Raw genomic sequence first — 15,832 nt, forward strand, 5'->3', positions numbered from 1 at the left:
CCAAAAAAACACGCAGATAACTAGTTAGAAAGTCTGGTAAAAAAAATCCGGCTACGTCGGAGCCGGACAAAAATAAGGCGAAGCGGAGCAAGTAGGAAAAGGGAAGCTGGGAACGCTGGCTGGGAGGTAATAATGCGCTTGCAGCTTGCGCCTTTGCCCTACCACAACCGGGTGTCGGTGATGCCGGGCGGCAGCGGCGCTATGCTGCCCAGGCCCAGCACGCACCAGCCTTCTTCCACGCCAAAAGCGCCGCCGGGCATTACGTAGCTAACCCAGCGCAGGAGCGTCTGGCCGCTGTAAATGTGGGTATCGGGGTCGTATTCCCTGATTAACAAGGCATCGCCGACCTGAAAGTCGCAGTCGTTTTCGCGCACGTCGAAAGGCTTGGTTCCGGCTGCTACGGCCGTGAAGCAGGGCGTCCAGAGCTGAAGCTCGTGGGTGCGGGTGCGGGCAGTGGTAACAGTCGACGTAGGGGAGGAGGTATAGGGTCGCATAGGAGAGAAGGGCTGGTAAAAAAGGGCCGAATTATGTAATTTACGTAGAACGCCTGACAATTACTATTACCGGCGTGTTAAGAGTGCCCGGTTACCTCCCGGCCGTGCCGGCTTATCAGCCCTTTATGAAGCTTTCTTTTCGCCGGCTGGCCTTGCCCCCGCTGGGCCTGCTGCTGGCTACCGCAGCCTTGCTGCTGGCCAACGAGTGGGCCGTGGCTCGCAGCAGCCACCGCATTGCCGATGTGCCCTACGTAGCGGCCTCCGCGCCCGATTTCGACGCCAGGCGCCACCGCCTCGATATTTACCAGCCTACCGAAAAAGCCGCGGCGGCCCGGCCGGTGGTGCTTTTCATTCATGGCGGGAGCTGGAACAGCGGCAGCAAAGACGATATTCTGTACAAGGCTATTGGCCGGCGGTTGGCCCGTCGGGGCTTTGTGGGCGTGGTTATCAGCTACCGGCTGGCGCCGCAGGTGCTGGTGCCGCAGCAGGCCGATGACTGTGCCCGCGCCCTGGCCTGGACGGTGGCGCACATCAGCGCGTACGGCGGCGACCCGGCCCGCATCGTCCTCATGGGTCACTCGGCCGGGGCGGGCTGGCCGCGCTGCTGGCCACGGGCTCCGATACGCTACTGGCCCGGCATGGCCTGCCCGCCCGCGCCGCGCATGCGGTGCTGCTCGACGACCCGGCCGGCCTCGACATGCTCGACTACCTTACCAAGATGCAGTATCCTAATGATGCACAGTACCTGGTGCCCTTCAGCAAAGACCCGGCGGTGTGGCGGCAGGCCTCGGCGCTCTACCATATGCGGGCCGGTGCCCCGGCATTTAGTATATATATCGGCGGCGACACGTACCCAAGTATTAGCAGCAGCGGCGAGAAGTTCCGGCAGCGGCTGGCGCAGCTGGGCGAAGCGCCCCGCTACACCGTGCTGCCCGGCAAGAAGCATATCGGGATGGTGACGCAGCTCTTGTTTGAGAAAAACCAGCTGTATGCCGAGCTGGAAAGGTTGGCTCAGTAAGGCCCAAAAAAGAACGTCATGCTGCGCACTGCACAGCATGACGTTCAAGAAGGAGACGCTTTCGCAGCCTTGCGCTACTGGGCCATCGGGTACTTCAGGCCCATATTCTCGAACAGGAAAGCCCACTTGTCGGTCTGCTCGCCGATAACCTGGGCCGTGGAGCGGCCCGCGCCGTGGCCGGCTTTGGTTTCGATGCGAATGAGCACCGGGGCCGGGCCCTGCTGGTCTTCCTGCAGGCGCGAGGCAAACTTAAACGAGTGCGCCGGCACCACGCGGTCGTCGTGGTCGGCGGTGGTGATGAGCGTGGCCGGGTACACGGCCGGCTTGAGGGCGTGGTAGGGCGAGTACTTGTAGAGGTACTGGAACATCTCGGGCGAGTCCTGAGCCGTGCCGTAGTCGTAGGCCCAGCCCGCGCCGGCCGTAAACTGGTTGTAGCGCAGCATGTCCATTACCCCCACGGCCGGGAAAGCCACCTTAAACAGCTCGGGCCGCTGGCTCATGGTAGCGCCCACGAGCAGGCCCCCGTTGGAGGCGCCCGAAATAGCCAGGTACTCCTTCGAGGTGTAGTTATTCTTGATAAGATATTCGGCAGCTGCTATATAATCGTCGAATACGTTCTGCTTCTTGAGCTTGGTGCCCGACGTGTGCCAGGTTTCGCCGTACTCGCCACCGCCACGCAGATTGGGCACGGCGTACACGCCGCCATTTTCGAGCAGAATAATGTTGGAAGTGCTGAAGCTGGGCGTCACGCTGATGTTGAAGCCGCCGTAAGCGTAGAGCAGCGTGGGATTCTTGCCGTTCAGCACCAGCCCTTTCTTGTACGTGATGAGCATGGGGAGGCGCGTGCCGTCCTTGGAGGTGTAAAACACCTGCTTCGACTCAAACTTGCTGGGGTCGAACTGCACGCCGGCCTTTTTGTACACGCTGGATTTGCCGCTGGCAATGTCGTACTTGAAAATCGTGGGCGGGTAGATGTAAGAGGTAAAGGTGTAGTACGTTTCTTTTTCAGCTTTCTTGCCCCCGAAGCCGCTGGCCGAGCCCAGGCCGGGCAGCTGAATGGCGTGCTCTTTCTGGCCTCTCATGCTATACTGCTCAACCAGCGAAGTGGCATCCTTCAGGTAAGTGGCGAAAATTTTGCCGCCCACGGTCGAAACTTCCAGCACGTTCTTGGTTTCCGGAATGAGGTCGTGCCAATTAGCCTGCTTCGGCGCAGCGGCCTCTACCGTTACGAGCCGGAAGTTGGGCGCTTTATAATTGGTGTAGATATAGAGCTTGCTGCCCACGTTCTCCACCACGTGCGAAATGCTCTGCTCGTCGGGCACTACGTTCACAATGGCGCTGCCAGGCTTGCTAAGGTCCTGCACGTACAGCTCGTTGCCATTGGTTGTATTCGCGCCGGTGATGACGAGGAAGCGCTCATCCTCGGTCAGGTGCGCCCCGATGTAGCGGTGCGGGCTTTTATCGCCGCCAAAAATCAGTTTGTCGGTGCGCTGCGGTTTGCCCAGCTGGTGATAGTAGAGCTTGTGCACCTGGGTTTTGCCGGCAAGTTGGCTGCCCGCCTTGGGCTTGTCGTAGCTGCTGTAATAAAAGCCCGCGTTGCCCTTCCAGGCCAGTCCCGAAAACTTCACGTCTTTCAGGGTATCGCCCACAATGGATTTATCGTCGGTCCTCAGCACAATGACCTTGCGCCAGTCGGAGCCGCCCTCTGAAATCTGGTAAGCTGCCAGGCTGCCATCGTGGGTAAAGGTAATGCCCGCCAGCGAAGTCGTGCCGTCTTTGGAAAACGTATTGGGGTCGAGAAACATTTCGGGCGCGCCCGCGCCCAACTGGCGGTACATAACATACTGGCTTTGCAGACCCGTGTTTTTGGAGAAGTAGGTGTACTTACCCTCTTTTTGCGGAGCGGTATATTTTTCGTAGTTCCAGAGCTTGGTAAGCCGCTCACGAATGGCCTCGCGGTAAGGGATTTTACCCAAATAATCCTGCGTCACCCGGTTTTCGGCCTGCACCCAGGCTTTGGTATCGGCCGCCTGGTCGTTTTCGAGCCAGCGGTAGGGGTCGGCCACCTTGGTGCCGAAGTACGTCGTGACGGTATCCACCTTGCGCGTTTGCGGGTAAGGCAGGGGCTTGATGGTCGCTACCGTTTGCGCGGCGGCCGGCCCGGCGGCCAGCAGCGCAAGCGCGGAAATCGGGAAAAGGTATTTCATAGAAAAAAGGGAGAAAGAGGAAACGCAATTGCCGCGCTGTACTCGTAAAGGCAGTCACAAAAAAAGCCCGAAAACAAATTGTCAACCAAAGAGTGCGCCTTGGCGCTGAGGTTGCTCGAAGGCCAGCAGCCAGCGCTTGCGGGGCAGGCCACCCGCGTAGCCGGTAAGCGAACCATCGGCCCCAATAATGCGGTGACAGGGCCACACGATAGCCAGCGGGTTCTGGCCATTGGCCGCACCCACGGCCCGCACCGATTTGGGGTTATTTAGTAGCCTGGCTATGTCAAGATACGAGGCCGTGCGGCCGTGCGCAATGCTACCCAGCGCAGCCCACACCTGCCGCTGAAAATCGGTGCCGGTGCGCGGGGCACAAGTCAGGTCAAATTCGCGGAGCTCCCTGCCAAAATACGCTTGCAGCTGGCGGCAGGGCTCTTGCAGGCATGCCGCCAGGTTGGCGGCGGCCGTTGGGGCGTGAGCGTCCTGGTCAAGAAACTGCACGGCGTGCAGCCCCGCGTCGGAAGCACCCAGGGCCAGCGTGCCAATGGGAGAGTGCAGATAGGCGAGCGCGTCCATAAGGCCGCAAGGTAAGGCAAGAGGAGGCGTAGAAATAAACAGGACTTACACAAAATAGCCCGCCCAGCAGGTAATCTTATGTAAGTCCTGAAAAAGAGTGCTTTGGCCCTTTATTCCAGCACGAGCTGGGCGGCTTTCACCCTAGTGGGCTGGGCCTGCTGCACCATCGCCTGGGCGGCGCGCAGTGCCTCGGCGCTGGGCTCGTGCAGCACGCGGCGGGGCGGGCCATCGGGGCGCAGCTCAGCATCCCAGAGGCCCGAGCGGTGCCAGTTGTCCAGGAAATCCCAGTCGGGCCGGTCTATTATGGGGTAAATACAAGCCCCGAGCAGCGGCAGGCCCTTGCTCAGGGTCTTGGCGCACTCGCGGCCTATCATCTGCCACCACAGGGGCCGGTCTATGCCCGGGTGGCTGGTTTCGGTTACCACAAAAGGGCGCTTGTAGCGCTTGTAGGCCTGGGCCAGCAGCTCGCTCAGCGGTACCCAGCGGGGGTCCATTACGGGGTCGTTCCAGCCCAGGTGTCGGTGCGGGTGCAGCTGCCACTGGTTGTCGTAGTAGTAGTTGAAGCCTACGATGTCGAGCAGGCTTTCGTGGCCGCCCAGCTCGGGGCACATGCGGCCCGCCAGGATGTCGGTAGCCTGAAACTGGTCGCGGTGCATGCGCCTGGCTTCGCGCTGGTGGCTCAGCCAGGGGTTGGGCGGCGGCACGATGTTGATGAGGGGCTCCGTGCTGAGAAAGCGAATGCCGGGGTCGGCCTCGCGCAGGGCCCAGCTGCCTTCGATGTAGGCACGCATCAGGCCATACTTTACTTCCCAGCCCTGGCCCACGCAGTAGGGCGAGGTGCCCCTGGCGTCGCCGCCGAGCCACGACATAAAGCTTACTTCGTTAATCGGCGTCACGATGAGCGTACCCTCGGGCCGCTCCGAGCGGTAAAAGTCTACGAATGCCCGGCAGAGCGCGGCAAAGCGCCGGGCAAACATGGGGTGCAGCGGCGTCAGGTCGTCGGGGTAGCCGAAATGGCACAAGTCCCACACCTGCTGAATGCCGTGGCGCTGCCCCGCGTCGAGCATGACTTTTACCGTGCTCCAGTCGTACTGGTAGGGCGTTTTCTCAATCATTGCCCAGCGAATACCCTCGCGCACGGTCTTGACATTGAACTGCGCCAGGTCGGCATAGTCTTCATCGAGCAAGGGTAGGTGGCCGGTGAGGGGCAGGAAGTCGACCCGGTTGCCAAAGGCATTCAGCTGGTCGGTGCACTCGTAGCCGCCCCACCAAAAAGATTTAAAGGGTGTCTCTGTTCGTAATGGTTTCATATACAAAAGGATAGGTAGAAGCCAGGGGGCTGGAAAAACCCGGGCTACACGCGCCCGGCCAGCGACTTGGCTTCAATAAAAATGCGCTTAAACTCCGGAAACTCAGTCCGGAGGGCATCCTGCACGGCTACTACGGCCCCTCAACCTGGGTAGCCGTGAGGTGGTCGTCAAACTCCACGTCGAGCGCCAGCACCACATCGTCGGGGGCGAGGTACATCGTCAGGGGCGCGCGCACCAGCGTTACGCCGGGCGTTTGGCGGGTCAGCGCCAGCACCTGCTGCGCGGCTTCTGCAGTGATACCCTCGCCCACCAGCAGCGCTTTGGAGCGCGACACCAGCAGCCCGGCCACCACCATCAGCAGCAGGCCGATGACCAGGGAAGCTGCCCCGTCGAGCGCGGGGTTACGGAGCAAGTGCCCCAGATATACGCCCAGCAAGGCAACGAGCAGGCCGGCTACGGCCGCCACGTTTTCGAGTACCGAGGCAAACACGGCCGGGTCGCGGCTCGTGCGCAGGGTGTGCCAGAAGCTGCTGCCGGCCGGCCGCTTTTCCAGCAGCGCCCGAATGGCCAGCCACGCCGCGGCGCCCTCAAAAAAAATAGATAACCCCAGTACTATATAGTTCCACAGTGGGTTTTCGAGCGGCTCGGGATGCCGCAGATGCTGGATGCCCTCGTAAAAAGACATGCCGCCGCCAATGGAAAAAATGAGTACGGCCACAATCAGCGCCCAGAAATACAGCTCTTTGCCGTGGCCAAACGGGTGCTGTGCATCGGGCGGGCGCTGGCTGCGGCTCAGGCCATACAATAGCAGGCCGCCGTTGCCGGTATCGACCAGTGAGTGAATGCCTTCGGACAGCATTGCCGACGAGCCGGTGAGGTAGGCCGCTACAAATTTGCTGACGGCAATGGCTACGTTGGCGGCAATACCGCCATAAAGGGAGAGCTTGGAAGAAGAAGATGCTGACATAGGAAGCCCCTATGTACGCGCCGGGTGGGGCGAGGTTGGGTCTGGCCAACCGCCTTATAGACTGTTACCGGTGCCGGTATAACGGTTGGGCGGGCAACCAGCTGGTAGACTACCCTTTGCGTGCCGAAGCCAATGACCTTTCAAGCACTTGGCCAGAAATAAGCAGGCTGGTAGAAGTTAGTGCAGTTACCCAGGTTACAGGGTCGTTCTGGCAGTGGCCTCACGAGCCCTCTTTGGGCCGGCCCCTCTCCTCAACTGAGGGGAGCCAGTCTAGGAGAAAGTGTGCCCTGACCCTAAAGCCGCTCTAGCTGCTCGTCAGCTAGTGTAGGCGTAGCTACCCATAACCCGCAACAAGCCACCTGAGAGTTACGGTAAGCCGTTGCTTATACTGATTCCGTAGACCGACGGCGCACTAGCTCGGAGTTTAGCACCAGACTTTGACTGGACAGCACGGCCCGCTTTTTCTCTACGGCCCGCAAGAGGATTTTGGCCGCCTCACGGCCAATGTCGTGCGCGGGCTGAGTAATAGTCGTCAGGGGTGGGTCGAAGAGCGAAACACTCTCCAGGTTGGAGAAGCCAACAATTTTTACGTCTTGGGGAATGGCCCGGCCCAGCTTTCGGCAGACGTGGTAGGCACTTACGGCCAGGCGCTCGACTGAGGCAAAAATGCCGTCGATATCGGGCCGGCGCTGCATCAGCTCCTCAATCAGAGCCAAGTTGTGCTGGTTGTCCATGGTGCCGTGCAGGATGAGGCTGGGGTCTTGCTCGCAGCTGTGCGCCTGCAACGCATCCAGATACCCCTGTAAACGGTTGCGGCCGATAGATAAATTATTGGAAATCAGTAAGTGCGCAATGTGCTGGCAGCCAGCAGCTAGCAAGTGCTCAGTGGCCTGGTAGCTGCTCTCGTAGTCGTTGGTGGTGACCTTGGCCGTATGAATATCAGCGCACACCCGGTCGAAGAACACGAGGGGAATAGTAGTTTCCTTCAGGCTCTTGAGGTGGGCAATATCCTCGGTGCCGCTGGCTACCGACATCAAAATGCCATCAACGCGTCCACCCTTGAGGTGCTGGATGATAGAAACTTCGCGGGCATAGTCGTCGTGAGTAAGGTAGATGAGAACGTGGTAGCCACACTGGCGAGCCGCCTCTTCTATGCCATTGATTGCCAACGCAAAAAAGTGGTTTGTTACCTTTGGAATGACTACCCCAATCGTTTTGCTCTGGTTACGACGCAGGCTGCTGGCGTAGGCATTGGGTTCGTAATGGCGGGCGGTAGCAAGAGCTCGCACCCGGTTTTTGGTAGCCGCCGAGACTTCGTGGCTGTCTTGCAGCGCACGCGAAACCGTGGCGATAGATAGGTTGAGCTCCTCAGCCAGCTGCTTGAGGTTCACGGGTTTCATAGAGATATTGCTGAGTGGCGAAAGTCATAGCAGAGGAGCCGTTATTTTTTGGCTGTTGCTAAGTACCTGGCAATATAAGCTGCCAGCAAGCATGATTCTTCCATGAAGGCCACGTGCCGACGTAAGTATTATTATGCAGACTTGCTGCACAGCTTCAATAGAAAAGGAAAAAGCCCCTTACATGCGCCGAATACTGAGCGCATGTAAGGGGCTTTTCGCCGGCTATGAAATTTTTCCGAGCGGAATAGCTCAGTACTTGGTCCCTCCGAAGAGCCGAGCTGGTAAATATGGCCGCTTACGCTTGGGTGGTTTTACTGCTATTTTACATAAAAGGGGACGTTGCCGGTTGCAACGTTGCCGTGGCCATCAGCTGCGTATAGAAACAGGCGGTAGGCGCCGATTTTTGCCGGTGCTTGCAGCTGCGCCTGGCCGGCGCTTTCGGCCGACAGTAAGCCGGTGATAGGAGCGGGGCGACTTTCGCGGTCACCGCCGTTTTTGAGGTCGGTGCTTTCGGGCAGCAGCTCCCAGCGATACGTCAGCTTATCGTTATCGGGGTCGGTCACGACGGCCGTGGCGGGATAGCGCTGGCTGGCTTTCAGGTATACCGTATCGGCGGCCTGGCGGCCGTTGAGGCGCAGGGAGGCTAGGTGCGGGGCACGGTTGGTGGGCCAGTGGCCGCTCCATAGATACTGCATCACGTCGACCACCTCCGTCTCCTGCCCGTCTTCGGTAAAGATGCCGTACCAGGTGGGCGTGCGCTCCTGTTTCTGGCCCCACAAAAACACATAAGTACCCAGGCACTGGGTTTTGTCCTGCTCTACAGAAGCCTCGTAACGGCTTTTGTACACGGCTGCTTTCTGGCTGCTGGTTTCTTCCACGGCCGCTTTCCAGGGCATCTGCTGGCTTTCCCAGTGGCCGGTGGGGCCCCACTCGGTTACGAGGTAGGGGCCGGTCCAGCCAGTAGCGCGCACCTGTTTTGGAATAGCGGCCAGGCCCGCATACGTGTTGATAGACAAAATATCAACCGCCGGGCACTGGGCTTTAATGCGGGTTACCTCGCGGGCATTCAGGCCGGCCAGAACGGTCGAAGTCGGGTGGTTGGGGTCGACTTCATGAATCATACGGGCGATGTCGTTCACGGCGTCCCACACCTTGGGGTTGGTATATTCCAGGTTCAGCTCGTTGCCAATGCCCCACAGCAGCACGGCCGGGTCATCTTTATACTTGAGCACTTCGGCCTTAATCTTCTGGAGCTGCGCCGCCACGGCCTGGGGGTCGTCGTAGTTGAAGCCGTGGCGCTCGCGGGCCACGTCCAGGCCCATCATCACGGTCAGGCCATTGGCATGAGCGGCCTGCAATACCTTAGGAGCATCGGCGGTGCCCCAGGTCCGGATGGAGTTGCCGCCGTAGGCGGCAATGCGCTCGGGGTATTGGCTGCCGCCCGCTCCGCGCACAAAGTAAGGCTTGCCCGCGCGCAGCAGCTGGTAGCGACCATTAGTCTGGCTGATTTCGACCTTTACGGCCCCCGGCGGCAAGGCCCGAACGGTGGTAATAGCCAGGTAAAGTCCGGCGAGAGCAAGTAAGCCCGGTATCCGGCCGAAGCCAGCGGGAGGTGTAGGTAGAGGCATAGGTTAGGGGGTAAATAAAATGGCGTGGTAGTTAACGATAAGTAGGCTTTGAGCGGTGCGCGGCTGCCTGGTCAGCGGCTTGTTTAGTAGCTGCGCTTCACCTGAATAGCATTGAGAATGGCTTCCCCAGCCCGGGCCCTGAAAGCTACGCGAATACCCTGCCCGCCCACGACCTCTATCGGAAACTTAAAGCTCGTGGCTTGCAGCGGAGCCAGATACGTAGTCGTGCCTAGGTCGGTAAGCACGGGCAGGCCATTAAGTAGCACATCGAATGCCCGTCCCGTCTGGCTCACCGGCCCGGCTGGCCCGGTAGTAGGTTTCTCCAGGTTATAAATCAGCTGCTCGGCCGTGGGTACGGTTTCCAGTTCGGCAAAATGCAGCACTACCTCATACTGCCCATCGGGTACATCCAGCCGAAACTCGGACAGGCCTACCCGCTGCGTTTCGTAGAGGGCATCATATTCAGTTCCCAGTATATTGCGTCCCGAGCCGTAGGGCAGGCTGCCGGGCTGCACCAGGGCTCGCCCGCCCACATAGCCCCAGCCGCCGGGGGTATAGGCCTGCTCGGGCACCCAGACCTGCCCCAGGAGCGCATCGGTAAAAAACCGCTGGTCGCCCAGGCTCACGTTCAGCTCGCGGAAAGGCAGCTGCGCCGACGCCAGGTTGGTGGGCAGCAGTTGAAAGGTGATGCTGACCTCATCGCCTACCTCCTGGCCGGGTGCCTGGGCCGTGAGCAGGTTTATCCCGTCCACAAACGGCACGCGGAACCGGGCCACCCCAAAGTCGGCCGTCCGGGTGCCCAAGTCGTGTCCATTCAGGGTCAGGCGCACGCGGGGCTGATTGGTATATACCTCCACCGCCTGCGGGCAGAAGAGCGAGTCGGGGCCAGCAGCGATGCCGCTACGCAGTGTCCAAGCCCGCGAGCCAATTTTGGTAAAGGGAGTTTTCAGCAGGTGCGCCTGGTAAAACAGGTACGTGTCTTTGGGCTGGCGGTCAGCCGTGAGCAGGCTTTTGGTGTTGATATGGGGATTGGCTTCCTGCCGGCCTTCGGAGTTGAAGTCGGCCAAGTTCCAGGCAGTGCTGCCCACCACGTAGGGCCGGGCCAGAAATTCCTTCAAGTAGTACTGGTGGTAAAGGTTGGCGTATTCCTGGGTTTTATCGAAGCGCACGGGCTGGGCCGCGTGCAGGCGCGGGTCAGCATCGGCCCCGTATTCGGTCACGAGCAGCGGCACTGTAGGCAACTCCCTATGGTGGCGGTCAAGCAGCTTGGGCAGGTCTTCTAGCTTGGTATTGTTGCCATACCAGCCGGCGTAAATATTCCAGCCCACCAGCTGCGAAATGGTTGTCAGGCCGGCGCGATGATACAGCTCAAACACGCCGTTATTCACAATCATGGTGTAGCGGGCTGGGTCTTCGCGCCGGGTCAGGCTGTCGAGCTGCTTGGCCAGGGTCGTAACCCGTCCGAAGTACGCCTGCCGCTGGCTGTCGTCCTTGCGGGTGTTTTCCGGCATCCGTAGCAGTATCTCGTTCATGTAAGCCCAGATGATGATACTCGGATGGTTAAAATTCTGCCGAATCATCTCGGTCTGCATAGTGCGGCAGGTCTGGAAGAATTCCGGCGAGTCGGTTATCTCATTCACAATCGGGATTTCCATAGAGGCCAGAATGCCCAGCCGGTCGCAGGCCGCCAGCAGGGCCGGGTCTTGCGGATAGTGTGAGATGCGCAAAAAATTGCCGCCCATCTGCTTGAGCAGTAGAATATCGCGCTCGTGCAGCGCATCGGGCAGCGCATTGCCCTGGCCGGGATAGTCCTGGTGCCGGTTGGTGCCGATGAGCTTGAGTGGCTTGCCGTTCAGAAAGAAGCCTTCGGCCGCATCGAACCGATACCAGCGCAGCCCCAGTGGGCTGCTTACCTCATCGAGCGGCTTGCCTTTTTCTTCAACCGACGAAACCACGCGGTACAGATACGGGTCGTCGGGCGACCACAGGTGCGGCTGCGTCACGGGATTGAAAGCCAGCTTAAACTCCTGCCGCTGCCCGGCTCGCAGGCGCAGCGAGGCACGCTGCTCCGCCACTACGCGTCCCTGACGGTCGAGCAGGCGCGTGCGCAGCGTCAGGGGCCGGGCCGTGGCCGTTTCGTTGGCAACTACACCGCGCACTTCCACCTGGGCCGCCGTTGCCGACACGGCCGGGGTAGTGACGAACAAGCCGCTGGAGGCGTAGTTGTCGAGAGCAAAATGAACGGGCGCGGCGGCCAGCAGGTATACGTCGCGGTAGAGGCCGCCGTAGAAAGTAAAGTCGGCGGTGAGCGGTGGAATGGCCGGGTTATAGCTGTTGTCAACCTTCACCAGCACCTCGTTGGCTGCTGGGGCTTTGTTACCAAATTTTACGAGGCTAGTTATCTCAAAGCGAAACGCCGTGTAGCCGCCCGCATGCCGGCCGGCCAGCTGCCCGTTCACGTACACCTCGGTTTGCTGATTGGCGCCCTCAAAGTGCAGGTAGATGCGCTGCCCCTGCCAGGTCGCCGGCACAAAAACAGTTTTGCGGTACCAGCCCACGCCCCGGTAATAACCCGGCTGGTCGTCGAGAACATCGGTGATGTTCCAGGTATGGGGTATCGATACGCGCTCCCAGGCCGCGGGCGGCGGGGGCAACTGGGCAAAATCCTGGCCATTGCCCTTGCAAAACTGCCAATTGGAGTTAATAGACTGAACCACCCGCTGGGCCAGCGCGGGGCGGGCCAGCGCCAGTACTACCAGGAAAAAAGAAAGTGTTTTGAGCATTAGGTTGAGGAGTCGGGCCCGGAGAATGGCGAGACAGCTGCTCGCTCCCTCTACTGGCGAGGCGCAAGTTTAGGCAGCCCAACCCCCTACTGGGGTGCAAGCGCGGTATTTATTCACGCAAACGTTTACGGGATTCCGTAGCGGGTTTAGCTGTCTGCAAAAGGCCTCCATCAGTCCCGGGCCGGGTTAGTCCCGCTACGGAATCCCGCAAACGTTTACGTAAATAAACCCTGTGGGCCAGTATTAAATCTTGGTGAAGCTCTCGGTACTTAGCACCACTAATAAGCGGTTGAATTCTTCTTGCTTCCTGATGGTAGTTGATATAATTCTTTGAAAATAAACCGTTTATAAGTAGAGTCTGCTCTTATTTATCACCAAGTTCCCACCCAGTTTATGCCGCTCTTTTTACTTTCTTCACCGACGCGCAGGGTATTTCAGCCATTATGGCTACCGCTGCTGAGTTTGGGCCTGACGGGGCCGGCGCTGGCCCGGTCGCTGCCGGCCCGCGCCGAGCTATGGCGGGTGGTAGCTCCCACAACTGTCTCGGGTACCGTACTCGATGAGAAAGGCATGGGAATGCCTGGTGCTACGGTGGTATTGAAAGGCACCTCGCTTGGCACGAGCACCGATGCCGAAGGGCGTTTTACGCTGAGCATACCCGACGGTACGCCTACGCCTACGCTGGTTATTTCGTCTATTGGTTACGTACGCCAGGAAATTGTAATGGGTGGGCGCTCCACCTTCACCGTAAACCTGGCGCCTAATTCTCAGGACCTCAACGAGGTAGTAGTAGTGGGCTATGGCACCCAGAAGCGGGCCGACGTAACCGGCTCGGTGGCCTCGGTGCCGCAGGACCGGCTGGAGCGGCTACCCGTTTCCAACGTGGCGCAGGCCATTCAGGGTGCCGTGGCAGGCGTCACGGTCACGACTGGCTCCAGCGTGCCGGGGGCTCAGTCCAGCATTCAGATTCGGGGAGTCCGCTCCATTACGGCCAACACCGACCCGTATGTTATTCTGGACGGCGTGCCTTTTCCGGGTAATTTCAATGACATCAGCCCCAGCGACATTGCCAATATAGAGATTCTGAAAGATGCCAGCGCTACTGCTATCTACGGCACGCGCGGCTCCAACGGGGTTATTCTTATTACCACCAAGCACGGTAAAAACGGCAAGCCCCAGATTCGCTACAACGGCTACGCGGGTCCCGAGTATATCAACAACAATCTCAGGCCTATGAGCGGCGATGAGTACGTGGCCAAGTATAAGGCCTACACCACGCAGGCTAAAATAAACCCAACCCCCGTACCCAACTCGGGCGAACTGGCCAACTACAACGCCGGCAGCACTACCGACTGGATGAAGCTTATTGGGCAGCAAGGCTTTATACAAGATCATAACCTGTCGGTGTCGGGCGGTACGCCCGACGTGAAGTACTATCTGTCGGGCGACTACTTCAATCAGCGGGGCACTATCCAAGGCTTTCAGTTTCGGCGCATCAGCCTGCGCTCGAACCTCGATGCCAACCTGACGCCCTGGCTGCGCATTGGTACCTCGGCGTTTTATGCCAACTCCAACAACGACGGTGGGCAGGCCAGCTTGTCGCTGGCGCAGGCCATGAGCCCGTATGGGGTACCCTTCAACCCCGACGGCACCTACAACATCTACCCGATGTTTCCGGAGCTCCTCTACGTTAACCCGCTGCTAGGCCTCACCACTACCCGCCTCAACCGGGTAAACCAGCTCACCGGCACCGGCTACGCCGAGGTGAAGCCTACGTTTATCGATGGGCTTACCTACCGCCTCAACGCCAGCTACTCGTACCGGCCCTTCTATACAGCCACCTATACCGGGCGGGCCGCCAACGACCTGCGCGGCACGGCTACCATCCTCAACGACCTGCGTACCAACTACACCGTTGAGAATATCCTGACGTATAACAAGAACTTTGGCAAGCACCACTTCGACCTGACGGCCCTCTACAGCGCGCAGGAAAATACGTATATCACCACTAACGAGCGGGCCAGCGGCTTTATCAACGACGTCACGGCGTTCAACAACATCGGTTCGGGCAGCATACCGCCTACTATCGGTTCCTACGACGAGCGGCGCGAACTGGTCTCGCAGATGGGGCGCCTTAACTATAACTACGATAGCCGCTACCTTTTCACCGCCACGGCCCGGCGCGATGGCTCGTCGGTATTCGGCGCCAACGCCAGCAAGTACGCCACCTTTCCTTCAGTGGCTGTGGGCTGGAATATTACCAATGAGGCATTTTTGAAGGATAATAGCATCCTTAACCAGCTCAAGCTACGCTTCTCATATGGCGTTACCGGCAACGAGGGTATTAATCCTTACCAGACGCTGACCGGCGAGAGCCAGGTGCAGTATGTGTACGGCGGCGTAACGGCTACCGGCCTGCGGGCCAATATCCTGGGCAACCCCAATCTGAAGTGGGAGAGCACGACCAGCAGCAACGTTGCCCTCGACTTTGGCTTGTTTAAGAACCGAATTACCGGCACGGTTGAGCTGTACGATGCCACGACCAAGGACCTGCTGCTGGCGCGGCAGATTCCTACCGTATCGGGCTACAACAGTATTCTCGACAACATTGGCTCGGTGAATAACAAGGGGATAGAAGTAACGCTGAGCACCGTGAATGTGCAGCATAATGACTTTACTTGGGGCACGAACTTCAATATCTCTGCCAACCGCAACCGGGTAATAGAGCTGCTCGGCAACGGGGCCGACGACATTGGTAACAAGCGCTTTATTGGTAAGCCGCTGGGGGCCATCTACGACTACGTGAAAACCGGTGTGTGGCAGGTGGGCGAAGACCCCTCGACCCAGGACCCCGGCGCTAAGCCCGGCGACCTGAAGTTTAAGGACGTGAACGGCGACGGTAAAATCGACGCTAGTGACCGACAGTACTTGGGCTCGACGCTACCCGACTACACGGCGGGTCTCACTAATACGTTTACTTACAAAGGCTTGAGTCTGCGGGTGTTCCTGCAAACTGCGCAGGGCGTACTTAAAAATAACGACCTGCTCAACCGCGCCGACTATGCGGGCCGCATCAACCAGCCGGCCGTTATCGGCTACTGGACGGCCGATAATATGAGCCAGGACCGGCCGTCGCTGGTATACCTCAACCAGCGCGGCTACGGCTACCCATCCAACGCCAGCTACACCCGTCTCAAAGATGTTACCCTAAGCTATGCGTTGCCGGCGGCGGCCCTGGACTGGGCCGGGCTCGGCGGCCTGTCGGTGTACGTAAGCGGGCGTAACCTCTACACCTGGACCAAGTGGATAGGCTGGGACCCCGAGCAGAACTACGCCCAGGGTTACGGTGCCGGCAATACGGAGGGGGCCTTTCCCAATCCTAACTTCCCCAACGTGGCAACTTACGTGTTTGGTGTTAACCTGACGCTGCGTTAATTCTTATTCTTCGCTAG

The 15,832-nt window shown here is 59.3% G+C and carries 10 protein-coding genes and 1 pseudogene; 3 read left to right on the forward strand and 8 right to left on the reverse strand.

Going from position 1 to position 15,832, the window contains the following annotated elements; all coding sequences use genetic code 11:
• Positions 1 to 158: 158 nt before the first annotated feature.
• Positions 159 to 494, reverse strand: coding sequence for an ASCH/PUA domain-containing protein (locus GKZ67_RS19735; RefSeq protein ID WP_173245923.1), 336 nt, complete (start codon positions 492 to 494; stop codon positions 159 to 161).
• Between the two features lie 125 nt (positions 495 to 619).
• Here GKZ67_RS19735 and GKZ67_RS23950 point away from each other — a divergent pair.
• Positions 620 to 1,024: pseudogene (locus GKZ67_RS23950) on the forward strand (alpha/beta hydrolase); the annotation flags it as partial.
• 137 nt (positions 1,025 to 1,161) lie between these two features.
• Entirely contained in the window at positions 1,162 to 1,512 is a 351-nt protein-coding gene (locus GKZ67_RS23955; protein ID WP_254245307.1) for a hypothetical protein, read from the forward strand.
• Positions 1,513 to 1,586: 74 nt separating this feature from the next.
• On the opposite strand, the gene GKZ67_RS19745 is transcribed toward GKZ67_RS23955, so the two are convergent.
• From GKZ67_RS19745 to GKZ67_RS19775, 7 genes are all read right to left on the reverse strand, one after another.
• Positions 1,587 to 3,719: a prolyl oligopeptidase family serine peptidase gene (locus GKZ67_RS19745; protein WP_173245926.1), complete on the reverse strand. Its 2,133-nt coding sequence runs from the start codon at positions 3,717 to 3,719 to the stop codon at positions 1,587 to 1,589.
• 81 nt (positions 3,720 to 3,800) lie between these two features.
• On the reverse strand, positions 3,801 to 4,292 hold the full coding sequence (locus GKZ67_RS24825) for a methylated-DNA--[protein]-cysteine S-methyltransferase (RefSeq protein WP_173245929.1): 492 nt from the start codon (positions 4,290 to 4,292) through the stop codon (positions 3,801 to 3,803).
• A gap of 110 nt (positions 4,293 to 4,402) precedes the next feature.
• Complete coding sequence (locus GKZ67_RS19755; protein ID WP_173245932.1) at positions 4,403 to 5,602, reverse strand: amine oxidase; 1,200 nt, start codon at positions 5,600 to 5,602, stop codon at positions 4,403 to 4,405.
• A 130-nt stretch (positions 5,603 to 5,732) separates the two neighbouring features.
• Positions 5,733 to 6,569, reverse strand: a complete 837-nt coding sequence (locus tag GKZ67_RS19760; RefSeq protein WP_217278640.1) for a cation diffusion facilitator family transporter — start codon at positions 6,567 to 6,569, stop codon at positions 5,733 to 5,735.
• A 383-nt stretch (positions 6,570 to 6,952) separates the two neighbouring features.
• Positions 6,953 to 7,969, reverse strand: coding sequence for a LacI family DNA-binding transcriptional regulator (locus tag GKZ67_RS19765; protein ID WP_173245935.1), 1,017 nt, complete (start codon positions 7,967 to 7,969; stop codon positions 6,953 to 6,955).
• A 317-nt stretch (positions 7,970 to 8,286) separates the two neighbouring features.
• The gene (locus tag GKZ67_RS19770; protein WP_173245938.1) at positions 8,287 to 9,597 is read right to left on the reverse strand and encodes a glycoside hydrolase family 2 TIM barrel-domain containing protein; all 1,311 of its coding nucleotides are present in this window, start codon (positions 9,595 to 9,597) and stop codon (positions 8,287 to 8,289) included.
• Positions 9,598 to 9,680: 83 nt separating this feature from the next.
• Positions 9,681 to 12,380, reverse strand: coding sequence for a glycoside hydrolase family 2 TIM barrel-domain containing protein (locus GKZ67_RS19775; RefSeq protein WP_173245941.1), 2,700 nt, complete (start codon positions 12,378 to 12,380; stop codon positions 9,681 to 9,683).
• Positions 12,381 to 12,773: 393 nt separating this feature from the next.
• Between GKZ67_RS19775 and GKZ67_RS19780 the strand changes: the two genes are divergently transcribed.
• A complete protein-coding gene (locus tag GKZ67_RS19780; RefSeq protein ID WP_173245944.1) occupies positions 12,774 to 15,815 on the forward strand; it encodes a SusC/RagA family TonB-linked outer membrane protein in 3,042 nt (1,013 codons plus the stop codon).
• Positions 15,816 to 15,832 lie beyond the last annotated feature (17 nt).

It is taken from the genome of Hymenobacter sp. BRD67 (assembly GCF_013256425.1).
GTDB lineage: Bacteria > Bacteroidota > Bacteroidia > Cytophagales > Hymenobacteraceae > Hymenobacter.